Below are 21,638 nucleotides of genomic sequence, written 5' to 3' on the forward strand. Positions count from 1 at the left end.
GCCAAGTCCAACAGGGATGTGCATACCGTGACCCGGATATGCGCGGGATAGGGTCTGTTTTAAAGATGAACCTCAAGTTCTTCTTTGATCTGGCTCAACGCCGGTTACATCACGCGACCAGCCGGTAACCGCCGGATTCCGTCACCAACAGGCGTGCATTCGACGGATCGGGCTCAATTTTCTGCCGCAGACGGTAGATATGGGTTTCCAGCGTATGCGTGGTCACACCTGCATTGTATCCCCACACCTCATGCAGAAGAACATCCCGCGGCACCACACCATCGCTGGAGCGATAGAGAAACTTGAGGATGTTGGTTTCTTTCTCGGTCAGCCGGATTTTACGCTCATCCTCCGCGATCAAAAGCTTCATCGACGGTTTAAAGGTGTAAGGGCCAAGCGCAAAGACTGCGTCCTCGGATTGTTCATGCTGACGCAGCTGCGCCCGGATCCGGGCCAGCAGCACCGGGAACTTGAAGGGTTTAGAAACATAGTCATTGGCACCGGCATCCAGACCCAGAATAGTGTCTGCATCGCTGTCGTGGCCTGTCAGCATCAAGACAGGCGCCTTCACTCCCTGCTTGCGCAGCAGGCGGCACAGTTCGCGCCCGTCCGTATCCGGCAGGCCCACGTCCAGAATAATCAGATCATACAGGGCTTCCTTGGCGCGCTCCATCGCGCCTTGACCGTTCTCCGCCTCGAATACATCGAAGTCCTCGGTCATCACCAGTTGCTCGCTCAAGGCCTCTCGCAGGTCTTCATCATCATCAACCAGCAGAATTTTCTTCAGTTGCGCCATCGGCTCGCCCTCCTGTTCACATGACAACACATGCGCATCCCTTGCGCCCTCGGCAAGATTTGCTGCAATACTCTCACGCCGACGTGTCCATGGCAGGGAAAATGTTTCACATCCGTTGCAATTGGGCGTAAAGACAGCGAGCCTTTGTTACAAAATAACACCGGAATCCCCGTATGAGCCTGATGCCCACTATAATCGAACTGCTGGCCCGTGCCCGGGTCGATCTGCGCATGGGCCTGCCGGTGGTATTGAGCGATGGAAAGAGTGCCGCGCTGGCAATTGCTGTGGAATCGCTGACAGAAACACGTCTGGCAGACATGCGTGCCTTGGGCGCTCTGACTTTGGCCTTGACCGCCCGGCGGGCGGAAACGCTAAAGGCCCGGGTGTATGACGCGGACACCGCCCGCATTATTGTTCCCGGTACTGAGGGGCTGAAGTGGATCCAGTCGCTGGCCGACCCGGCCGATGATCTGAACACACCGATGAAGGGTCCGCTTTCCAGCCAGCGCGGCGGCAGCGCAGACCTGCACCGGCTGGCAATTGCACTGGTGAAATCCGCGCGCCTGCTGCCAGCTGCCGCTCTTGTGCCCATCAGCGATCCGTCCGGGTTTGCCGCGGTCCACGGCCTTACCTCCATTTCGCGTACAGCCGCAGACCCCTTGCTGAGTGAAAGCTCCCCCCTGCATCCGGTTGCGGCCGCCCGCCTGCCAATGAATGCCGCCGAAGCCGGCAGGCTTCATATCTTCCGCCCGGAGGATGGCGCCGAGGAGCATTATGCTGTGGAAGTCGGCCGCCCCGACAGATCCAAGCCTGTTCTGGCCCGGCTGCATTCGGCCTGCTTCACCGGTGACGTGCTGGGTTCGCTGAAATGCGATTGCGGCCCGCAGCTGCAGGGCGCACTGGCACAGATGGGCGCAGAAGGTGCGGGTGTCCTTTTGTACCTGAATCAGGAGGGTCGCGGGATCGGCCTTGCCAATAAAATGCGGGCCTACTCCCTGCAAGACCAGGGCTTTGATACAGTGGAGGCCAATCACCGTCTGGGGTTTGAGGATGATGAGCGCGACTTCCGCCTGGGCGCCTCCATTCTGCAAGAATTGGGCTTCTCCCAAGTGCGGCTGCTGACCAACAACCCGAACAAGATTGCGATGATGGAAAAGACCGGCGTGCATGTGGCGGAACGGGTGGCGCTGAAAGTGGGTGAAAACGCCCACAACCAGCATTACCTGGCGACCAAGGCCCAGAAATCCGGGCATATGCTGTGACATCACCCGCCGATCTGGTCCTGACCCCCCGCGGCCTGCGTTTTCTGGGGCGGGTGCTGCCGTGCACAATCGGCAAAGGCGGGCTGTCCCGGAACAAACGCGAAGGGGATGGTGCGACTCCCGTCGGCGTGCATCGCATTGCAGGCATGTTTTACCGCGCCGACAGGCTGGGCCGCCCTGCCTCCTGGGCCAAGCCCATTGGTCCGCAGGATCTATGGTCGGATGACTCGGGAGATGCAAATTACAACCTCCATGTGCGGGCGCCGCACCCGTTCAGTCACGAACGACTGCGGCGCAGCGATCCGCTGTATGATCTCGTATTGATCACCGACTGGAACTGGCCAGCCGCAACCCCGGGAAGCGGTTCTGCGATCTTCCTTCATCAATGGAGGAGGCCTGGATACCCCACTGAAGGCTGCATCGCCTTCTCACGCGCGGATCTCCATTGGCTTGCTGACCGGGTTCAGCCTGGATCCCGGGTTATCGTCCCGCCTCTGGCACGCATCTGACGCAACCAAGACTTTTCAAAAAGTCTTGGCAAAAGTTTTGCCCAAAACTTTTGTGCCTCAATAGGTGCGGGCGCCGAAAATGGCGGAACCGACGCGAACATGGGTGGCACCAAGGGCTATGGCTTTCTCGAAATCGCCGCTCATTCCCATCGACAGGCCCTTAAGCCCGTTGCGCTCAGCAATCTTTGCCAGCAGCGCGAAATGCAGGCTGGCCTCTTCTTCCACCGGCGGGATGCACATCAGCCCCTTTAGAGGCAGATCAAGCTGGCGGCAATCTGCGATGAAAGCATCTGCATCGGACGGCATCACGCCTGCCTTTTGCTCCTCCTCGCCGGTATTCACTTGAATGAACAATTCCGGGCATTTGCCCAGATCTTGCGCCAGCCTGGCCAGCGTATTGGCCAGTTTGGGCCGGTCAACTGAATGGATGCTGTCAAACAGCTCCATCGCCTGGCGGGTTTTGTTGGTCTGCAGCGGGCCGATCAAATGCAAGTCGATACCGTCAAACTGCTCCGCAAATCCCGGCCATTTTCCAGCCGCTTCCTGCACCTTGTTTTCACCGAAACAGCGATGGCCTTCCTGCAGCACCGCCTCGACCCGCGCGTCCGGCTGCACCTTGGAAACCGCAATCAGCTGCACGCTGCCCGGCAAACGGTCTGCCTGCTGTTCAGCCTTGGCGATTCTGGATCTGATTTCTTCAAGCGGCATGGGTTTGGCCTCATAGCTGTTTGGCCGCAAAAAACACTGTTTGACCGCAATTGTTAAGAGGCAAAAGAAAAGGGCGGGTCCCCGAAGGAACCCGCCCCGAATTCACGCTAGGTGAACTTCAGCTTAGAAGCTGAAGTGCAGACCTGCCTGAACGGAGTTTTCGTCGGATGCAGCTGCGGTCTGAACATAGCCAGCAACAAAGGTCACGCCGCCACCCAGGTCATACTCGTAGTTGATGCCGAAGGCGGTGCCGTCGGTTACGGTCTGGCCTGCGGTCACGGTGGTGTCGATGTCGGTCGAGTTCACCCAGCCGATCAGGGTCGACGCGGCGCCGATTTCGGCTTCGCCTGCCAGGGTGAAGCTGTCAGCTTCTTCGGTCTGAGCGTACTGCAGGGTCGCGCCGTACTGACCGAAGTTTGCACCAGCAGCGAAGAACAGGATGTCGTCATCAGCCTGAACGGTTGCGCCGCCTTTGGTGATGGTACGGCCATCGTCTGCGGACTGGTAAGCACCGGTCACGAAGTAGTCGCCAAACGAGTAGTTCAGCATGATCGCGGTGCGCTCAACACCATTCGCATCATCAGAAACAGTGTCGATTACACCGTCGCCGTCCAAATCGTTCGAATTCTGCTTCGAGTACGAAATATGACCGGTGAAACCGCCAACGGAGTAGATTGCCTCGATGCCGCCAACGCCGGAAGTCCCGGAAGTGAAAGTGTCAAAGCCAGCGCCTTTGATGGCCAGGGAGTTGAAGCCCATGCCGTCAATGCCGGTGCCAACCGAGGTGGTGTTCAGGTACAGGCCCGGTGCAGAATCGATCGCGCCCCAGATGTTGCCAACATTAACACGCAGACCGCCATACGCGACGTGGAATTGCGGGCTGGAAAAGGCTGCTGCCTGAGAACCGTCCGAACCGTCACGGTTTTCTGCCTGTGCGCGGATGCGCGCACCAACTGTTACGCCGCCATCGGTTTCTTCCGACACATCAAAGGTCAGACGGAAACGGCTGGTGATGTTGGTTGCTCCGGTATTGTCGGCGTCACCCACAACATCGTTGGCTTCATTCCAGTCCAGACCAAAACGGCCGTAGCCGGAAATGTTGACGCCTTCAGCCGCGGCCATGCCTGCGGTGGCGATCAGCGCGGTAGTCGCGAAGAGAACCTTTTTCATCGTTTTTCCCTCGGTTTTCTAATCTTAAGCCCAAACCGGGGAATCCGGTGTGGGTATGCCAAGGGGTTTCGCTCTTTCACCCCCGTTTTGGCAAGTGTTGGGAAAGTCAGGCGAAACGATGCGCCGCGGGATGGTGCAGCTTTGCCACAGTCCTCCTGCCGCAGCGTCTGTCCTGAGGAACCTTTGCCCATTCTATGTTCAGAATTCCCCGGAAACGCACGCTGGGGGCAGTCCTATAGAAGCTAAGGCCTTGCTCCGCCGGCGCGGCTTGCGTTAGGTGTGCGCGCAGAAAATGGCTCCGGGAGCGGTTATGAAATACGGAAAGACCCTGCGGGTAACACTGATCGGCGCGATCTGTCTTGGCGTTGCGGCCTGCGGTGACGGAAATAAAGGCGGAAAGCCGCCGGCAAGCACCGCACGGACGATCAGCCATAAGGAAGAGATCCAAGGCGCCGCGACGCAGTCCTCAATCTGGGATGTGTTCCGCGGCGAGCCGGACCAGAACGTGCAGGTCAACCGCTACCTGTGGGCGGCCAGCCTGGACGTGCTGAACTTCCTGCCCGTGCAATCGGTTGATCCCTTCACCGGTGTTATCATCACGGGCTATGGCACCCCGCCTGGCGGCGGCCGCACCTACCGAGCCACCGTCCACATCAAGGACCCGGCCCTGGACGCGCGTTCCTTGAACGTGGCGCTGCAATCCAAGGGCGGCCCGGTCAGCGCCAGCACGTCCCGCGCTGTTGAGGACGCGATTCTTTCCCGCGCACGGCAGCTGCGGATCGCGGATAAAAAACTCTGACCCGCTGCGCTCTGGAAACACCAGCCAAACCCCATTATCAGAAGCGCCGGGCCACTTGCCCGGCGTTTTCATGCAAAGGACCGCTCTGATGTCGCGTTACTCCGCCACGGAAATCGAAGCTAAATGGCAGGAAGCCTGGGACAAGGCCGGGATTTTCCAAGCCAAGCGCACCGGCGGCAAGCCGAAGTACTATGTGCTGGAGATGTTCCCCTACCCGTCAGGCAAACTGCACATGGGCCATGTGCGCAACTATACGATGGGCGATGTGATCGCGCGCTACAAGCTGTCCACTGGCCATAACGTGCTGCATCCGATGGGTTTTGACGCCTTCGGCATGCCGGCCGAAAATGCCGCGATGGCCTCGGGCGGACATCCCAAGGACTGGACCTATTCGAACATCGGCACGATGGTCGAGCAGATGAAGCCGCTGGGCCTGTCGCTGGACTGGAGCCGCATGTTCGCCACTTGTGATCCGGAGTATTACGGCCAGCAGCAAGCGCTGTTCCTGGATTTCCTGGAAAAGGGCCTGGTCTACCGCAAGAACGCCGTGGTGAACTGGGATCCCATCGACATGACCGTGCTGGCCAACGAGCAAGTCGAGAACGGCCGCGGCTGGCGCTCCGGCGCGCTGGTGGAGCGGCGCGAGCTGACCCAGTGGTTCTTTAAAATCTCCGATTTCTCCGAAGAGCTGCTGTCGGCGCTGGACGGCTTGGAGAACTGGCCGGCCAAAGTCCGCCTGATGCAGGAAAATTGGATCGGCAAATCGCGCGGGTTGCAGTTCTCGTTCGACCGCACCGACGGCGGCGAACCGATTGAGGTCTACACCACCCGTCCCGACACGCTGATGGGCGCGTCTTTTGTCGGCATTTCGCCCGACCATCCGATTGCCAAGGCGCTGGAAGCCGAATCGGAAGAGGTCGCGGCCTTTGTCGCTGAATGCCGCAAGGGCGGCACCACCGAGGAAGCCATCGAGACGGCGGAAAAGCTGGGCTATGACACCGGCATCCGCGTAAAGCACCCGCTGAACCCGGATTGGGAGCTGCCGGTCTGGATCGCCAACTTCATCCTGATGGATTACGGAACCGGAGCCATCTTTGCCTGCCCGGCGCATGACCAGCGCGACCTGGATTTCTGCCGCAAATATGATCTGCCGGTCAGCGACACCTTCTTTGCGCTGGACAATGATTCTCCGGTTGCGGGCGAAGCCTTTGTGCCGCCGAAGACCGAAAAGGTCCGCTGGGTTGATCACTTTGCCGGTCTGGCCGAGGCCACCGGCGAAGAAGCCATCAACGCCACCGTGGATTTTGCCGAGAAAGCCGGCTGGGGCAAGGGCGTCACCAAATTCCGCCTGCGTGACTGGGGTCTGTCGCGCCAGCGCTACTGGGGCTGCCCGATTCCGGTGGTCCATTGCGAAGACTGCGGCGTGGTGCCGGAGAAGAAAGAAAACCTGCCGATCGCTCTGCCCTATGATGAAGACGGCAAACCCATCGACTTCTCGGTCCCCGGCAACCCGCTGGACCGCCACCCTAGCTGGCGCAACTGTGCCTGCCCGTCTTGCGGAAAGCCGGCCCAGCGCGAAACCGATACCATGGACACGTTCGTCGATTCGTCCTGGTATTTCGCCCGTTTCACCGCCCCGCGCGCCGAAACCCCCACCGATCTGGCCGAGGCTGAATACTGGATGAACGTCGACCAGTACATCGGCGGCATCGAGCACGCGATTCTGCACCTGCTCTATTCGCGCTTCTTTGCCCGCGCGATGCAGATTTGCGGCCACCTGCCTGAAAAATCCATTGAGCCGTTTGACGCGCTGTTTACGCAAGGCATGGTGACCCACGCGATCTACAAGACCACCGGCGGCAATCACCGCCCGGTTTACCACTACCCTGAAGAAGTGGAGCTGCGCGACGGCAAGGGCTTCCTGAAGGACGGCACCGAGGTAGAGATTATCCCCTCTGCCAAGATGTCAAAGTCCAAGAACAATGTTGTGGACCCGCTTCACATCATCTCGTCCTTTGGCGCCGATACCGCACGTTGGTTCGTGCTGTCCGATTCGCCGCCCGAGCGCGACGTGGAATGGACCGCCGCCGGCGCCGAGGCTTCCTATAAACACCTGAACCGGGTCTGGAACATGTGTGACCGGATCGGAAAAATGGACCCGGAAGCGGCGGGCGAAGGCGACGAGGATCTGCTGCGCGAGATGCATAAGGCAATCCGCGACGTGACCCTGGGTGTCGATTCCTTTGGGTTCAACGCCGCAATTGCCAAGCTTTACGCCTTTACCAACACGCTTGCCAAATCCAAGGCCGGCGCATCGGTTCAGAAACAGGCGATCATGACCCTGGCGCAGCTGATGTCCCCGATGACCCCGCATCTGGCCGAGGACATCTGGAACCATCAGGGCGGCGAAGGCCTGTGCGCCACCGCGCCCTGGCCGGTTGCAGACGACGCCATGCTGGTCGAGGACACCGTCACCCTGCCGATCCAGATCAACGGCAAGCGCCGCGGCGAGATTGAGGTCGCCAAGGATCTGGACAAGGCAGAGGTTGAAAAACTGGCGCTGGCACACGAAGCTGTGCAGAAGGCGCTGAATGGAAGCGCCCCGAAAAAGGTGATCGTGGTGCCGGGCCGGATTGTGAATGTCGTTGCTTAACCGCAGAACCCTGCTGCTGGCCCTGCCCCTGGTGGCATCGGCCTGCGGCTTTACCCCGGTGTACGCCCCTGGCGGCACCGGCTCCGCTCTGTATGGACAGATCGAGGTTCAATCCCCCGAAGAGATCAAGGATGCCAGCGGTACAGACGCCTATTTCCTGGTTCAGAATCTGGAGCAGCGTTTGGGCCGCGGCGGCAGCGCTGCCTATAAACTTGACCTGACGCTCAGCACCCAGGAAGAAGGCCAGGCGATCACTGCAGGCAATGAGATCACCCGCTATTCGGTGATCGGCAGTGCTGGCTTTTCTCTGACCCGCTTGTCGGATGGCAAGATCGCCTCCAGCGGCACCGTGCGGAATTTCACCGGCTACTCCGCAACCGGCTCCACCGTAGAGACGCTGGCAGGTGAACGTGACGCGCATGAACGGCTGATGGTCATTCTGGCCGATCAGATCACCGCACAGATTCTGGCAACTGCGGATCTGTCCGCGCCGGTGGAATGAAGCTCTCTCCGCGCGAAGCGGATGGCTATTTCGCCAAGCCTGATCCCGGCAAGACCGGCATTCTGATCTATGGCGCAGACGCAATGCGCGTGTCGCTGAAGCGGCAGCAGGTGCTGGCGGCCCTGCTTGGCCCCGGTGCCGAAGAGGAAATGCGTCTGACCCGCCTGCCCGGCAGCGACCTGCGCAAGGATCCAGCACAGCTGCTGGATGCCGTGAAGGCGGTGGGGTTCTTTCCGGGTGTCCGGGCGGTTTTTGTCGAAGGCGCCAATGACACCGCCACCCCTGCCATTGCGACAGCGCTGGAAGACTGGCAGCCGGGGGATGCGCAGATTGTGGTCACAGCCGGGCAGCTCAAGGCCACCTCGAAACTGCGGAAGGCGTTTGAAGGCCACCGAAATGCCTATTCGGTGGGAATCTACGACGACCCGCCTTCGCGTGCCGAGATCGAGCGGATCCTGGGGGGGGCTGGTATCCGGGACGTTCCCGGCGACAGCATGTCAGCGCTGACGGATATCGCTAATGATATCGGCCCTGGCGACTTCTCCCGCATGATCGAGAAGCTGGCGCTTTATAAACACGCCGACAGCAGCCCGCTGTCACTGGAGGATATCGGCGCCGTTGCCCCGCAATCGACCGAGGCCGCGCTGGACGATGTTCTGAATGTGGTGGCCGAAGCCCGAAGCGCCGAAATCGGCCCGCTGATCCGCCGCCTTCAAGCACAAGGCACCAACGCAGTCACCCTCTGCATCGGGGCAACCCGGCATTTCCGTACGCTTTACACAATTGCAGCGGCTCCCGGCGGCCCTGCCCAGGGGATTGGCCAGCTGCGCCCGCCGCTATACGGCAAACGCCGCGACCGGATGCTGCGCCAGGCACAAAACTGGGGCGCAAACCGGCTGGAGACCGCGCTGACGATCATTACAGATACCGACCTGGCGTTGCGTTCCGCCGGCCAGACCGCGCCGGCGCTGGCGCTGATGGAGCGCGCCCTGATCCGGCTGGCCATGCTGGGCCGCGCCCGCTGATCCGGTAATGCCTCTCCTGGCTTGATCCCCCCTGCTGTGCCGCCCATCTTAGGGACACACAACAGGAGAGAGACGATGTACACCGTCACCGGCATTCCGCTTACCCGCACGTTCCGGGTGCTTTGGGCGCTTGAAGAGCTTGGGCAGCCCTATGAGCTTAAACAGCACGGCCCCCGCAGCCCGGAAGTTCAGGCACTGAATGTCTCGGGCAAGGTGCCAGTGCTGCAGGCCGAAGGCGAGGCCATCAGCGATTCAACTGCCATTCTCACTTACCTCGCTGACAAGCACGGCGCCCTGACCGCACCCTCTGGCACGATAGCCCGTGCCAAGCAGGATGCGATGACGCATCTCCTGCTGGACGAAGTGGATGCTGTGCTGTGGGCAGCGGCCCGCCACAGCTTCATCTTGCCCGAAGAGCAGCGGGTGCCCGAAGTGAAAGGCAGCCTGAAGTGGGAATTCTCCCATAATCTGGCGCGGCTTGAAGGCAGGATGGGCGCGGAGTTCCTGATGGGTACGGAATTCACAATCGCTGACATCATCTGCACCCATTGCCTGAATTGGGCCCATAGCGCCAAATTCCCGATCGAAGGCGAAAAGCTGCTGGATTATGGAAAACGAATGCGGCAGCGCGACGCCTATCAGCGGGTGGCCGCACTCGCCAAGTAACCTGCCGCTGCCCGGCCCGCCCAGCGCCCGGTGGCCAGGCACGCTGTCAGCAGATAACCGCCCGTCGGCGCCTCCCAATCCAGCATTTCCCCGGCGCAGAACGTGCCGGGGATTTGTTTCAGCATCAGGCCGTCATCCATCGCGTCCCGCCGCACACCGCCAGCGGTGGAAATCGCCTCGTCCATCGGCCGCAGGCCTGCATGTTTGACTGGCAGCGCCTTGATTAACCCGGCCAGGGCCTGGGTATCCTGTGGCAAAGGCCGTCCGAATTCCTGCAATACTGCTGCCCGTGCATCGCCCAGCTTCAGAACCTTTCGCAGATGGTTTGAAACGCTCGCCTTGCCACGCGGGCGGGACAGGCGGCGTGCTATTTCTGCCGTATCCAGGTCCGGAAGAAGATCCATCTGCAATGTCTCTCCCTCCCGTACCGCGGCACAGACGGAATAGACGCCACCGCCTTCCAGCCCGCGCTCAGATATCACGGCTTCCCCCCGCGAAGACAAAGGACCGGCGTGCAATGCAATACCCTTAAGCGGCTGCCCGAACTGCGGTGCCATGTGGCCGGACCAATCCACCAGAAGCCCTGCATTGGCAGGTTTGAACGGTGCAATCTCTACAGCTTTTCCATCCAGCAGAGGGACCCAGCCCCCGTCCGACCCAAGCCGCGCCCAGCTGGCGCCGCCCAGAGCCAAAACCACCGCCCTGGCTTCAATCCGCTTCGGCCCATCCGGCGTTTCAAATGCAAGCCCGGTGCCCTCCCAGCCAGCCCAGCGCCAGCGCGTGCGGATCTGTGCGCCGAAACCATCAAGGCGTGCCAGCCAAGCGCGCAGCAGCGGAGAGGCTTTCATGACCGTCGGGAACACCCGGCCTGTCGAGCCGGTGAACAGCTCGCTCCCCAGTCCTTGTGCCCAATCCTGAACCGCCTGTGCATCAAAGACGCGCATCATTGGCGCCAGCCAGTCTGCGGCCTCTCCATAGCGGGTGATCAACTGGTCAAACGGTTCGTCCTTGGTCAGATTCAATCCGGACTTGCCCGCCATCAGGAGCTTGCGCGCCACTGATGGCTTGGCCTCTGCCACCAGAACGCGATACCCGGCGCGGCCCAGCTCCTCGGCGGCCATCAGCCCTGCAGGCCCGGCGCCGATCACCACTGCATCCCAAGTCTCCATCATGCCATCCCCTTGCCAGCGCCCGTTTCCTGCGCCCGGCGCCAGCGCTTGTTTTCGCTGCACCGAGCCAAGGCCCATGTGTTTCCGTTCCAATCTGCCCGCTTTGCGGCCGGCCATTTTCGAGCGCTCAACATTGCATCAGCCCTGGGTGAACAGCTGATAACCCGGATGGGCAACGGCGCGCAGACTGGTGATCGGGGCGTCGCCGATCCAGGTTGTGCGTTCCATGACAAACAGCGCGTCCCCGATCGCACTCTGGAGAACTTCGCTGTCGTCCTTGGTTCCGGGGCGGGCATAAAGGCGCAAATCGCACCTGCTGTAAGGGCGGTTGCGGACAAGCCATTCGTTTGCGCTTTCGCGTGTCAGGTCCACCGTATTTATTTCCGGCACAGTCTCCAGGCAGATCCAGCGGTCCTCGAAAATATAGGGGCGGCTGTCGGCAAGATGCAAAGCTTCAACCCGCAGCATCGGCCGGGCTTCATGCAGGCCGAAATTGGCCATTATAGCCGGGCTGGAAGGCTGCACCGACTGCCGCACCAGCTGGTAGCGGTGCACGCAACCTTTCTGCTCGACCTCAAGCCTGGTGATCGGGATATTCAGGGTTGCCCGGGTCACAGGATCGCGCTGTACCATTGTGCCGCCCTTGCGGCGCCGTTCCACCAGCCCGCTTTGAGCCAGATCCCGCATGGCCCGGTGAACGGTGGAGCGGGCACAGCCGAACCGTACGGCGAATTCCTCATCCCGCGGCAGCTTATCCCCTGGCCCGTAGGTGGAGTTCAGGATCATCTCCCGGATGCTGTCCCGGATGGTTACCCAGGAATGCCGTGGCTTGTCCGTCAATATTCATCCCCCAGGTCAAACGGGAAAATGTTTGCCGCCGCTCCATATTGCATTCTGCGCAGAAAGGCGAACTTGAACCGCGCAACTGTGATTGACAAGAATATGTAGCTACATATTAATGTAAAGCGCCTACAAAACACAATAAAGTCTGCGCAGCCGGCATCCGCCCATCGCAGATGCACCGACAGACGGAGGAATGGACACATGGAAAGACGCGCGTTTTTGAGAACCGGCGCTTTGGGTGCGGCGGCAACGGCGCTGGCCAGCCCCGCCATTGCCCAGGGCAAAATGCAATGGAAGATGGTAACCGCCTGGCCGAAGAACCTGCCTGGACCCGGTGTGGCGGCACAGATGCTGGCTGACCGGATCACCACCCTGTCAGGCGGCCGGATCGAGGTGAAACTGTTCGCCGCGGGTGAGCTGGTACCGGGCCGCGGCGTGTTTGACGCGGTTTCTGAAGGCACCGCCGAGCTGTATCACGCCGTGCCGGCCTATTGGGGATCGAAATCCAAAGGTATCCTGCTGTTCGGCTCGCAGCCGTTTGGCCTGCGCGCGGATGAGCAGTTCGGCTGGATGTACCACGGCGGCGGCCAGGCGCTGTATGACGAGATGTACGGCCGCTTTGGCATCAAGCCGTTCCTGTGCGGCAACTCCGGCCCGCAGTGGGGCGGCTGGTTCAAGACCGAGATCAACTCTGCCGAGGACCTGAAGGGACTCAAGTTCCGCACCACCGGGCTGGCCTCGGAAATGGCATCGAAACTTGGTATGGCGGCTGAGGCCACCAGCGGCCCGGCGATGTTCCAGGGCCTGCAGACCGGCGCGCTGGATGCCGGTGAATTCATTGGCCCCTGGACCGACAGCGCGCTCGGCTACTACCAAGTGGCCAAGAACTACTATTGGCCGGGTGTGGGCGAGCCTTCCTCTGCCGAGGAATGCGGAGTCAATGCCACCGCTTTCGGGAACCTGCCGGAAGACCTGCAGCAGGTTGTGTCGCTGGCCTGCGAAAGCCTCTACAATCCGGTTTGGACGGAATACACCACCAAACACGCCCTGGCGCTGAAGAAGATGGTCGAAGAGGATGGCGTGCAGGTGAAGATGTTCCCCGAGGATGTGATCGCCGCAATGGGCGCTGCTGCCAAGGAGGTTATCACCGACTTGCAGGAGGACGACGATGAGCTGGTGCGCCGCATTACCGAAAGCTTCCTTGGCTACCGCGACAGCATCGGCAGCTATATGACCTATGCCGATAACGGCCAGATGAACGCCCGTGCCTCGGTAATGGGTTACTGACGGGCAGCAACGGCAGCCGGCGCCCGGAACGGCGGGCGCCGGCTTTTTGATGGGGAGAGAGCGGAATGCGGCGGGTTGCAAATGCGCTGGACGGGATCAACCGGGGGCTGGCGCATGTGGTGCGCTGGCTGGCGCTGATCATGGTGCTGACACAGTTTGCGATCGTAGTCGGCCGATATGTGTTCGGAGTGAATTCCATCGCCGCACAGGAAAGCGTCCTCTATATGCACGCAACCCTGTTCATGCTCGCCGCGGGCTACACGCTGCTTGTCGACAAGCATGTGCGGGTTGATGTGTTTTACGCCGGCCTCAGCCCCCGGTCGCAGCGCCGCATCGACATCTTCGGCCACCTGTTCCTGCTGCTGCCATCAATGGCCGCGCTTTTGTACTGGTCCTGGCCGTCGGTGCGCAATTCCTGGGCAATTTTCGAAGGCCCGATTGCGGTTGGCGGCATCGAAGCCGTGTTCCTGCTGAAGTCACTGATCCCAGCCTTTTGTGTGCTGGTTATGCTGCAATCTGCTGCCCTGCTGATCCGCCTGTTTTCCGAAAGTGACGCCCAATGACCGCATACCTTGACCTGATCATGTTCGCAGCCCTGATGGCGGCGATCCTCATTGGGTTTCCGGTGGCCTTTTCCATCGCCGGCGTTGCGATCATCTTTGCCTGTCTCGGGTGGATACTGGGGGTGATGGACATCTCGCTGCTGGGCGCGCTTGGCCAGCGGGTTTTCGGCCTGCTGAGCAACCAGGTGCTGATCGCCATTCCGCTGTTCGTTCTGATGGGGGCGATCCTGGAGAAAAGCCGCATTGCCGAAGACCTGCTGGACACCATGGGACGGCTGTTCGGCCAGTTGAAAGGCGGGCTGGGCATCTCGGTTGTGCTGGTGGGGGCGCTGCTGGCGGCCTCGACAGGCATTGTCGGCGCCACGGTTGTGGCCATGGGCATGATTGCCCTGCCAGCGATGCTGCGTGCCGGGTACGATGCCCGGGTGGCGTCAGGTATTGTCTGCACAGCGGGCACGCTGGGCCAGATCATTCCGCCATCGACGCTGCTGATCATTCTCGCCGACGTGATGTCAAACGCCTATCAGCAGGCCCAGTACGAGCAGGGAAAATTCTCTGTCGAGGCGCTGTCTGTGGGCCAGTTTTTTGCGGCCGCGCTGGTGCCCGGGCTGGTGCTGGTGCTGCTGTATCTTCTTTATATCCTGGTCAGAGGCATGCTGCGGCCTCAGGACATGCCCTCCGCCCCAGCGGAGCTGGCCCGCCCTGGCGGACGCCAGATCATGCGTGCCGTGGTGCCGCCGATCCTGCTGATTTTCGCCGTGCTCGGTGCCATCCTGGGCGGTGTTGCCACCCCGACCGAGGCCGCATCGGTGGGCGGCATCGGTGCCTTGCTGATGGCGGGAGCGCGTGCAGGCGGCCCCTCCCGGCTGATCCTGTCCGGTGCCGCCGCGCTGATCCTGCTGGGGATACTGTCAGGGATTCATCCGGTCCGTCTGCAACGCAGCGACCTCAGCGGGGCCGACCTCGCAGCGGGGCTGTTCTACGCGCTTCTGGCCGCGGTCGCAGCCATTGCCGTTTTGGCCGCCTTGCGCAGCGGTTTGAAGAAACGCATCCTGCACGATGCGGTAACTTCGACCACAACCATGACCGCAATGATCTTTGCCACCATCCTGGCCGCAGGCATGTTCTCGCTGGTGTTCATCGGCCTGGGCGGCGAGGAGCGGGTGGCGCATATCCTTGGCAACATGCCCGGCGGTCCGTCCGGTGCGCTGCTGTTCTGCATGCTGTTCATTTTCGTGCTCGGCTTCTTCCTCGATTTCGTCGAGATCTCTGTCATCGTGCTGCCGTTGGTGACGCCCGCCCTGATCATCATGGGGCACGATCCGGTCTGGCTGGGCATCCTGATTGCGATCAACCTGCAGACCAGCTTTTTGACGCCGCCATTCGGCTTTTCGCTGTTCTATCTGCGCGGCGCCGCGCCAAAGGAGGTCACCACCCGCCAAATCTACCAAGGGGTCGTGCCGTTCATTGGCCTGCAGGCGCTTGGGGTGCTGCTGGTCTGGCTGATACCCGGCCTCGCAACCTGGCTGCCATCTGCAATTTTCTGACGCCGGGCGCCTTGGTGGCGGGCGCCTGGAACACAGCGCAAGGCTAGGTCGTTTCCAGACCCAGAAACGCTGGACTCTCCCGCATCTGCGCACCGGCAATATGCTGAAATTCCAAAGTGGTATATGGGCGCCGCCACAACCATTCGCGGTTTGCCACGGCCCGCAAATCCGGGTCCGGCGGTGTTTCGTCTGTGAAGGCAAGAAAATGCAGGTCGAACCCGAGTTCCGCAACATTTTGCACCGACAACAGCTTCATATCCGCATGCGCCAAAACTTCGGCGGCGATATCCCCGGTCCGCAAGGTGATCTGCCCGATATGCGCCCCGCCGCCCAGCGGCAGTGCTGCATTTCCTGCTCCGTCAGGGCGGTTGCCGAGAAAATCATGCTGCAGCAGCTCAACCGCAAAACCCTCGGGATCATGCAGATGCGCCATATACCCGATATCGCGGAACTGATGCGGGGCGGAGACCTCCACTCCTTTCTGCCGCAGGTATTCGCAGGCGATGTCCAGATCGGGCAGACAGATCCCGATCTTCCAATACCGCTCGTCCCGCCTGTGCGGACCCTGGACACCGCCGGGCAGAAGGATCAGATCTGCATCCTGTCCTGCGTACCCCGCGCGCCAGGCCTCGCCTTCGGTCCGCACATCCATGCCGAACACATCCGCATAGAACCCGGCGAGGCGTTCAGGGTTCTTTACCTGCAGCCGCAGGCCGGACAGCCGTTTCACCGGCACATCCTCAGAATCCCGGCTGCGATCTCTGGCTGAGTATCAAGAGAATGCGCCAGCAGGTCCTGCGCAGTATCAATCAGCGCATCCGGTTCCACGATCCGGTCGACCAGGCCATAGTTGCAAGCCTCCTGCGCGGTGATTTTCTGCCCGGCTGCCAGGATCATCTTGGTGCGCGCAGGTCCAATCAGCGCCGCCATCCGCCCAGCGTCCGAGGGCTGCGGCAAATACCCAAGCTTCATCACCGGGTAAAAAAACTTGGCCGAAGGCACCGCAATCCGGATGTCACAGGCCAGCACCATGCCATTGGCACCGCCAGCCAAGGTGCCATTCAGCGCCGCCACTTTCAGGCAGGGAATTGAAGCCATAGCATTGGACAACCGTTCCCACACCGGCGAGGTCGCCAGGCCTGTCCGCGCCTCGTCCAGGTCAGCACCCGCGCTGAACACCTTGCCGGTTCCGGTCAGGATCAACCCGCGGGCCTCCTGCGCGCGTTCGGCGATTTCAGCCAGCTCTGTCAGCATCGCTTCGGTCAGCGAATTGGCTTTGTCCGGGCGGTTGATGGTGAGGGTCCACAGACCGTTCTGCGCAATCTCCAGATCAATCATGCCAGTCCAACCCGCTGACGGATGCTGTCCTCGCGCAGGGAAACTTCCTGGCCGATGCAATCGTCCGCCTCATCCGTGCACATCCACATCAGCGTCCGCGCGGGCCATTCGGCAGGGATATGGTCTTCCCATTCAAGCTCGCTCACCGGGTTAATGCCGCTGGTCTTGATTTCACGCTGCATCCGGGTTGCGACCGTGCCCGGCGACAGCCCCATGGCGCGGATACCATTGGCACGTTCTTCCAAATCCAGTGCGCTGGTCAGCATCGCCGCGCCCGCTTTAGACGAACAATACGCGCTCCACCCCTCCAGCGCATGATGCGCCGCGCCCGAACTGACGGTGATAATAGTGCCTCCGCCCGCCGGCTTCATCAGCGGCAGGGCGGCGCGTATCCCGTTGAACACTCCGGTCAGGTTGATATCAATCAGCTTGCTCCACTCGCCGGGCTGGGCATCCGCCAACCGGGCAATAGGCTCAATCACGCCGGCGTTGTTGATCAGGATGTCCAGGCTGCCGAAGTGCTGATGGGCCTTGGCCAGCGCGCCCTCCACCGATGCGTAGTCTGATACATCGCAAGTAAAGGTCAGCACATTTCCGCCGATCTCCTCCGCAAGCTCCCGCAGTGCCTCTCCGCTCCTTGCCAGCAAGGCCAAATTGGCCCCTGCGGCGGCAAAAAACCGGGCCGTATCCGCGCCGATCCCGCGGCTGGCTCCTGTAATTGCAACTGTTTTTCCATTGAAATCCATCGGCCGTCCCTCCAAGTGGCTGCTGACCCATGTGGTAAAGCGGTTAGGGGGAACGGTCCAGCCCAAGGCCCCCTTGACGGCACCGCCTGCCGGGCCGACGATGATTTCAATTATCTCACTGAGAAAGGTTCTCTTATGTCCGTTAATTTTGCACGCAGCGGCGTTGCAGCGGTAATTTTTGTTGTTTCCGCCCAGAGTGCCCTGGCCGATCTGAGTGCCCAGGACGTCTGGGCTGACTGGAAAGCGTATCTGACCAGCACCGGTTACACGGTTTCCGGCACTGAAGCTGTTTCGGGCAGCACCCTGACTTTCTCCGATGTCTCGATGGTCATGCCGATCCCGGATGAGGACGGCTCCGGCACGGTGAGCTTGCCGGAAATCCAGTTTGTGGAAAACGGCGATGGCACCGTCAACGTGCTGCTGCCTGCGGAATTCCCGATGGGTTTTGATTTCACCGCTGAAGGTGAGAGCTTTTCGGGCAAACTGATCTATGCCCATGACGGCACCCCGATGAAAGTGTCGGGTGACGCCGAAAGCATGAGCTATGATTACAGCTCGTCCAATGTCACCATGACGCTGGATAGTCTGACTGCAGACGGCGAGGCCGTGCCGGCGGACGTGGCGAAAATTCAGATCGTCATGAACGACGTTGCTACAAAGACCGATATGAAAATCGCTGGCGCGCGCAACTATGACCAGACGCTGACTGCTTCCAGCCTGAGCTATGACATGGGCTTTAACGATCCCGAAAGCAACGGCACAGGCTCTTTCAAAGGCGCCCTGCAGGGCCTGAACTTTACCGGCACCAGCACCGTTCCCGCTGATCTGGAAAGCCCCGATATGGCGGCGCTGCTGGAGGCCGGATTTGCCTTTGATGGCATCTTCACTTTTGACAGCGGCAATGGTTCCGTCTCCGGTGTGGACGGCAGCGAAAACTTCGCCATGGAAAGCAACTCCCAGGGCGGCTCGATCGCGGTGGCGATGGACAAGCAGCATCTCACCTATGATGTGTCCCAGACCGGCACCAATGTGAATATCTCCGGTTCCGAGATCCCCTTCCCGCTGGCGCTCAGCATGGCGGAGACCGGTTTCAAACTGATGATGCCGCTCGCCAAATCCGACGAAGAGCAGGACTTTGCCCTGGGCATTACCCTGCGCGACTTTGCGGTTCCGGATATGCTGTGGGGCATGGTCGACCCGACCGGCCAGCTGCCGCATGATCCAGCCACCGTGGTGCTGGACCTTGCCGGCAAGGGCAAGGTGCTGTTCGACCTGTTTGACCCGGAAGCCATGGAATCGGTGGAATCCGGCGAAGAACAGCCGGGCGAACTGAACGCGCTGACCGTGAAACAGCTGCAAGTCACCGCAGCAGGCGCCGAGCTGACCGGCACTGGCGACTTTACCTTCAACAACGAAGACCTCGTCAGCTTTGACGGCATGCCTGCCCCCTCGGGTGAGGCTGACCTTAAACTGACCGGTGCCAACACCCTGATCGACAAGCTGATCGGGATGGGCCTTATGTCCGACAGCGACGCCATGGGCGCGCGGATGATGATGGGCATGCTGGCCGTGCCGGGCGAGGGCGAAGACACGCTGACCTCGAAGATTGCGATCTCCGAGGACGGCCAGATCCACGCCAATGGCCAGCGCATCAAATAACCGTCAAATCCCTGACAGGTTTTACAAAGGGGCTGCTATGTGCAGCCCCTTTTTTGCTGCCCGCCCTTGCGGCAAGCCGCCTCACTGGATAGCTCTGGAAGGGAGCAGAACAGAAGGTGCCCATGACCCAGTCCCCCGAAGCGCTTTGCCACGCCCTGATTGATGCCGCCCGCAAGTCCGGCGCGGATGCCGCCGATGCCATGGCCGCGGAAGGCAGTTCCCTCAGCATTGAAGTGCGGGAAGGCAAGCTGGAGCATGCGGAACGCTCTGAGGGCACTGACCTGGGCTTGCGGGTATTCGTCGGCAAACGGCAGGCGCTGGTTTCATCATCGGATATGCGCCCGGAGACCATCGCAGCAATGGCCGAACGTGCGGTTGCCATGGCCAAGGAAGCACCTGAGGACCCTTATGCAGGCCTAGCTGATCCGTCGCAGCTGGCCAAAAACTGGAACCTGGCAGAGCTGGAACTGGAAGACTCGCGCGGCGAGCCGGAGCCTGCTGCCCTGCAGTCTGACGCATTGGCGGCAGAGGCCGCCTGCCAGGAAATCGACGGCATTACACAGGTGCAGTCCGCAGCTGCAGGTTATGGCCGCCACGTTGTGCATATGGCCGCAACCAATGGGTTTTCCGGCGGCTACCAGCGTACCGGGCGTTCCCTATCCTGCACCGGGATTGCAGGCAGCGGAACAGGTATGGAGCGTGACTACGACGGGGATTCCCGCACTTTTCAGGCCGATTTGCGCAGCGCTCAGGACATTGGCCGCACTGCCGGTGAACGCGCGGTAGCCCGGTTGGGCGCCCGAAAGCCCAAGACTGGCAGCTTTCCGGTGCTGTTTGACGAGCGCATCTCTTCCTCTCTGATCGGCCACTTGCTGTCTGCTGCCAATGGGGCGGCGATTGCCCGCGGCTCCTCTTGGCTGAAGGGGTCATTAGGTGAGCAGGTTTTGCCCGAAACCCTGTCCATTATAGAGGACCCGCACCGCCCGCGTATTTCCGGCTCCCGCCCGTTTGATGGCGAGGGTCTGCCGACCCGCAAGCGCACTGTCGTTGCCAACGGCGTGCTGACCGGCTGGACGCTGGACCTCGCCTCGGCCCGAAAACTAGGCCTTGAAAGCACTGGCAACGCCGCCCGCGGCATCGGCGGCGTGCCCTCTCCCGCGACCTGGAATCTTGCGTTGACTGAAGGAGAAGCCAGCCGCGAGGATCTCGTCGCGCAGATGGGCACCGGTCTCTTGGTGACGTCGATGATCGGCTCCACTATCAACCCCAACAACGGCGACTACTCCCGCGGAGCCTCGGGATACTGGGTGGAAAACGGCGAGATCGCGTATCCGGTCAACGAATGCACCATCGCGGGCAATCTGCTTGATATGCTGCGGCGGATCGTTCCCGCCAATGACGCGCGCCGGCACCTGTCGACCGTGGTCCCGTCACTGCTGATCGAAGGAATGACCCTTGCCGGCAACTGACCTTTCCCTGCTTGTGAAAGCGGCGGAACAGGCCGGCGATATTGCGTGCCGTTTTTCCGGTCCCGAAGCCAAACGCTGGGACAAGCCGGGCGGCGCTGGTCCCGTGACCGAGGCCGACCTGGCCGTCAATGCTATGCTCGAAGACATGCTGCAACAGGCGCGGCCCGGCTATGGCTGGCTGTCGGAAGAAACTGAGGACAATGACGCGCGGCTGTTGCGCGACAAGGTTTTTATCATCGACCCCATAGACGGCACCCGCAGCTTTGCCGAAGGGTCCCGCACCTGGGCGCATTCCTTTGCCGTCGCTGAACACGGCAAGGTGACCGCCGCCGTGATCTACCTGCCGCAGCGGGAGCTGATGTACACTGCCGCCAAGGGCCAGGGGGCGGATTGCAATGGCAGCCAGATCCATGTGTCCCCCGCCACAGAACTTTCCAGTTCTGAAGTGCTGGCCGCCAAACCCAACCTGCAGGCCCATCACTGGCTGGGCGGCACCCCGCCTGAGTTCATCCGCAGCTACCGGCCCTCGCTTGCCTACCGGCTGGCCAAGGTGGCAGACGGCCGTTTCGGCGCCATGCTGACGCTGCGCCCCAGTTGGGAATGGGACATAGCGGCGGGCGATCTGCTGATACGCGAGGCAGGTGGCATCCTTACCGATCAAACCGGCCGCCCCTTGTGCTTCAACAATCCGCATCCGCGCCTGAACGGAGTGGTTGCCGGAAATCCGGCCCTTCAGAATTCGCTGCTGACGGCGCTGGACCCGAATGCGCCTGGCATCGCTGGACATTAAACCGGACTGGCTTTAAGCGGCAGCAGCAGCGCTATCGTCATACCCAAATTTTTCACAGACAAGCCCGCATGTTGCAGGTACCTTGGGCCGGAAATTTCAGATCGAGCCAGATGCAACGGCGAACCGCAGCACCCAAC

General features: G+C 61.1%; 21 protein-coding genes. 13 read left to right on the top strand and 8 right to left on the bottom strand.

The window, feature by feature from the left end:
* Nucleotides 1-109: 109 nt before the first annotated feature.
* On the bottom strand, nt 110-796 hold the full coding sequence (locus K3555_RS19480; protein ID WP_129372450.1) for a response regulator transcription factor: 687 nt from the start codon (nt 794-796) through the stop codon (nt 110-112).
* Nucleotides 797-969: 173 nt separating this feature from the next.
* On the opposite strand from K3555_RS19480, the gene ribA reads away from it, so the two are divergent.
* Together ribA and K3555_RS19490 are read left to right on the top strand one after the other, a co-directional pair.
* Nucleotides 970-2,058 (top strand): GTP cyclohydrolase II, encoded by a 1,089-nt coding sequence (gene ribA, locus K3555_RS19485; protein ID WP_260006717.1) that lies wholly within the window; start codon nt 970-972, stop codon nt 2,056-2,058.
* Between the two features lie 14 nt (nt 2,059-2,072).
* Nucleotides 2,073-2,567, top strand: coding sequence for a L,D-transpeptidase (locus K3555_RS19490; RefSeq protein ID WP_260008567.1), 495 nt, complete (start codon nt 2,073-2,075; stop codon nt 2,565-2,567).
* 57 nt (nt 2,568-2,624) lie between these two features.
* Here K3555_RS19490 and K3555_RS19495 read toward each other — a convergent pair whose 3' ends face one another.
* Both K3555_RS19495 and K3555_RS19500 read right to left on the bottom strand, forming a co-directional pair.
* Nucleotides 2,625-3,275 (bottom strand): YggS family pyridoxal phosphate-dependent enzyme, encoded by a 651-nt coding sequence (locus K3555_RS19495; protein WP_260006718.1) that lies wholly within the window; start codon nt 3,273-3,275, stop codon nt 2,625-2,627.
* Between the two features lie 123 nt (nt 3,276-3,398).
* Nucleotides 3,399-4,445 (bottom strand): porin, encoded by a 1,047-nt coding sequence (locus K3555_RS19500; RefSeq protein ID WP_260006719.1) that lies wholly within the window; start codon nt 4,443-4,445, stop codon nt 3,399-3,401.
* 310 nt (nt 4,446-4,755) lie between these two features.
* Here K3555_RS19500 and K3555_RS19505 point away from each other — a divergent pair, with 310 nt between their 5' ends.
* The 5 genes from K3555_RS19505 (at nt 4,756) to K3555_RS19525 (ending at nt 10,090) form a co-directional block, all read left to right on the top strand.
* Nucleotides 4,756-5,244 carry a DUF3576 domain-containing protein gene (locus K3555_RS19505; RefSeq protein ID WP_260006720.1) on the top strand — a complete coding sequence of 163 codons (489 nt, stop codon included), beginning with the start codon at nt 4,756-4,758 and terminating at the stop codon, nt 5,242-5,244.
* 88 nt (nt 5,245-5,332) lie between these two features.
* The gene (gene leuS / locus K3555_RS19510) at nt 5,333-7,897 is read left to right on the top strand and encodes a leucine--tRNA ligase (protein WP_260006721.1); all 2,565 of its coding nucleotides are present in this window, start codon (nt 5,333-5,335) and stop codon (nt 7,895-7,897) included.
* Complete coding sequence (lptE, locus tag K3555_RS19515) at nt 7,884-8,399, top strand: LPS assembly lipoprotein LptE (protein ID WP_260006722.1); 516 nt, start codon at nt 7,884-7,886, stop codon at nt 8,397-8,399. Before leuS ends, lptE begins: the two co-directional genes overlap by 14 nt.
* Nucleotides 8,396-9,424, top strand: coding sequence for a DNA polymerase III subunit delta (gene holA / locus K3555_RS19520; protein WP_259988384.1), 1,029 nt, complete (start codon nt 8,396-8,398; stop codon nt 9,422-9,424). Before lptE ends, holA begins: the two co-directional genes overlap by 4 nt.
* 75 nt (nt 9,425-9,499) lie before the next feature.
* Nucleotides 9,500-10,090, top strand: a complete 591-nt coding sequence (locus K3555_RS19525; protein ID WP_260006723.1) for a glutathione S-transferase family protein — start codon at nt 9,500-9,502, stop codon at nt 10,088-10,090.
* Here the strand turns inward: K3555_RS19525 and K3555_RS19530 are convergent.
* Nucleotides 10,063-11,262, bottom strand: a complete 1,200-nt coding sequence (locus tag K3555_RS19530; RefSeq protein WP_260006724.1) for a TIGR03862 family flavoprotein — start codon at nt 11,260-11,262, stop codon at nt 10,063-10,065. The two genes, K3555_RS19525 and K3555_RS19530, sit on opposite strands and share 28 nt — an antisense overlap.
* Nucleotides 11,263-11,397: 135 nt before the next feature.
* Nucleotides 11,398-12,099 carry a GntR family transcriptional regulator gene (locus K3555_RS19535; protein ID WP_260006725.1) on the bottom strand — a complete coding sequence of 234 codons (702 nt, stop codon included), beginning with the start codon at nt 12,097-12,099 and terminating at the stop codon, nt 11,398-11,400.
* 204 nt (nt 12,100-12,303) lie between these two features.
* Here K3555_RS19535 and K3555_RS19540 point away from each other — a divergent pair, with 204 nt between their 5' ends.
* The 3 genes from K3555_RS19540 to K3555_RS19550 all read left to right on the top strand — a co-directional run bounded on the left by K3555_RS19540 (nt 12,304) and on the right by K3555_RS19550 (nt 15,499).
* A complete protein-coding gene (locus K3555_RS19540) occupies nt 12,304-13,389 on the top strand; it encodes a TRAP transporter substrate-binding protein (protein WP_260006726.1) in 1,086 nt (361 codons plus the stop codon).
* Between the two features lie 65 nt (nt 13,390-13,454).
* Nucleotides 13,455-13,952: a TRAP transporter small permease subunit gene (locus K3555_RS19545; RefSeq protein ID WP_259996172.1), complete on the top strand. Its 498-nt coding sequence runs from the start codon at nt 13,455-13,457 to the stop codon at nt 13,950-13,952.
* A complete protein-coding gene (locus tag K3555_RS19550; protein WP_260006727.1) occupies nt 13,949-15,499 on the top strand; it encodes a TRAP transporter large permease subunit in 1,551 nt (516 codons plus the stop codon). The genes K3555_RS19545 and K3555_RS19550 overlap by 4 nt, the downstream gene beginning before the upstream one ends.
* A gap of 43 nt (nt 15,500-15,542) precedes the next feature.
* Here the strand turns inward: K3555_RS19550 and K3555_RS19555 are convergent, their stop codons facing one another.
* From K3555_RS19555 to K3555_RS19565, 3 genes are read right to left on the bottom strand one after another with little or no spacing between them, the layout of a single operon-like run.
* Nucleotides 15,543-16,229, bottom strand: coding sequence for a VOC family protein (locus K3555_RS19555; protein WP_260006728.1), 687 nt, complete (start codon nt 16,227-16,229; stop codon nt 15,543-15,545).
* On the bottom strand, nt 16,226-16,837 hold the full coding sequence (locus tag K3555_RS19560; protein WP_260006729.1) for an enoyl-CoA hydratase/isomerase family protein: 612 nt from the start codon (nt 16,835-16,837) through the stop codon (nt 16,226-16,228). The genes K3555_RS19555 and K3555_RS19560 overlap by 4 nt, the downstream gene beginning before the upstream one ends.
* Nucleotides 16,834-17,583: an SDR family oxidoreductase gene (locus tag K3555_RS19565; protein ID WP_260006730.1), complete on the bottom strand. Its 750-nt coding sequence runs from the start codon at nt 17,581-17,583 to the stop codon at nt 16,834-16,836. The genes K3555_RS19560 and K3555_RS19565 overlap by 4 nt, the downstream gene beginning before the upstream one ends.
* A gap of 135 nt (nt 17,584-17,718) precedes the next feature.
* Here K3555_RS19565 and K3555_RS19570 point away from each other — a divergent pair, with 135 nt between their 5' ends.
* From K3555_RS19570 to K3555_RS19580, 3 genes are all read left to right on the top strand, one after another.
* Complete coding sequence (locus K3555_RS19570; protein WP_260006731.1) at nt 17,719-19,242, top strand: DUF2125 domain-containing protein; 1,524 nt, start codon at nt 17,719-17,721, stop codon at nt 19,240-19,242.
* A 122-nt stretch (nt 19,243-19,364) separates the two neighbouring features.
* Nucleotides 19,365-20,711 (top strand): TldD/PmbA family protein, encoded by a 1,347-nt coding sequence (locus K3555_RS19575; RefSeq protein WP_260006732.1) that lies wholly within the window; start codon nt 19,365-19,367, stop codon nt 20,709-20,711.
* Nucleotides 20,698-21,501, top strand: coding sequence for a 3'(2'),5'-bisphosphate nucleotidase CysQ (locus tag K3555_RS19580; protein WP_260006733.1), 804 nt, complete (start codon nt 20,698-20,700; stop codon nt 21,499-21,501). The genes K3555_RS19575 and K3555_RS19580 overlap by 14 nt, the downstream gene beginning before the upstream one ends.
* The last annotated feature ends 137 nt before the right edge of the window (nt 21,502-21,638 follow it).

The organism is Leisingera sp. M527, assembly GCF_025141525.1.
In the GTDB taxonomy this organism is placed as follows: Bacteria; Pseudomonadota; Alphaproteobacteria; order Rhodobacterales; family Rhodobacteraceae; genus Leisingera.

What these genes read in the sequence shown, in the direction of transcription:
- lptE (WP_260006722.1), top strand. Translation starts at nt 7,884, where the DNA reads ATGTCGTTGCTTAACCGCAGAACCCTGCTGCTGGCCCTGCCCCTGGTG.
- K3555_RS19565 (WP_260006730.1), bottom strand. Translation starts at nt 17,583, where the DNA reads ATGGATTTCAATGGAAAAACAGTTGCAATTACAGGAGCCAGCCGCGGG.
- K3555_RS19505 (WP_260006720.1), top strand. Translation starts at nt 4,756, where the DNA reads ATGAAATACGGAAAGACCCTGCGGGTAACACTGATCGGCGCGATCTGT.
- K3555_RS19530 (WP_260006724.1), bottom strand. Translation starts at nt 11,262, where the DNA reads ATGATGGAGACTTGGGATGCAGTGGTGATCGGCGCCGGGCCTGCAGGG.
- K3555_RS19495 (WP_260006718.1), bottom strand. Translation starts at nt 3,275, where the DNA reads ATGCCGCTTGAAGAAATCAGATCCAGAATCGCCAAGGCTGAACAGCAG.
- K3555_RS19550 (WP_260006727.1), top strand. Translation starts at nt 13,949, where the DNA reads ATGACCGCATACCTTGACCTGATCATGTTCGCAGCCCTGATGGCGGCG.
- K3555_RS19545 (WP_259996172.1), top strand. Translation starts at nt 13,455, where the DNA reads ATGCGGCGGGTTGCAAATGCGCTGGACGGGATCAACCGGGGGCTGGCG.
- K3555_RS19570 (WP_260006731.1), top strand. Translation starts at nt 17,719, where the DNA reads ATGTCCGTTAATTTTGCACGCAGCGGCGTTGCAGCGGTAATTTTTGTT.
- K3555_RS19525 (WP_260006723.1), top strand. Translation starts at nt 9,500, where the DNA reads ATGTACACCGTCACCGGCATTCCGCTTACCCGCACGTTCCGGGTGCTT.
- K3555_RS19480 (WP_129372450.1), bottom strand. Translation starts at nt 796, where the DNA reads ATGGCGCAACTGAAGAAAATTCTGCTGGTTGATGATGATGAAGACCTG.
- K3555_RS19540 (WP_260006726.1), top strand. Translation starts at nt 12,304, where the DNA reads ATGGAAAGACGCGCGTTTTTGAGAACCGGCGCTTTGGGTGCGGCGGCA.
- K3555_RS19575 (WP_260006732.1), top strand. Translation starts at nt 19,365, where the DNA reads ATGACCCAGTCCCCCGAAGCGCTTTGCCACGCCCTGATTGATGCCGCC.
- K3555_RS19500 (WP_260006719.1), bottom strand. Translation starts at nt 4,445, where the DNA reads ATGAAAAAGGTTCTCTTCGCGACTACCGCGCTGATCGCCACCGCAGGC.
- holA (WP_259988384.1), top strand. Translation starts at nt 8,396, where the DNA reads ATGAAGCTCTCTCCGCGCGAAGCGGATGGCTATTTCGCCAAGCCTGAT.
- leuS (WP_260006721.1), top strand. Translation starts at nt 5,333, where the DNA reads ATGTCGCGTTACTCCGCCACGGAAATCGAAGCTAAATGGCAGGAAGCC.
- K3555_RS19560 (WP_260006729.1), bottom strand. Translation starts at nt 16,837, where the DNA reads ATGATTGATCTGGAGATTGCGCAGAACGGTCTGTGGACCCTCACCATC.
- ribA (WP_260006717.1), top strand. Translation starts at nt 970, where the DNA reads ATGAGCCTGATGCCCACTATAATCGAACTGCTGGCCCGTGCCCGGGTC.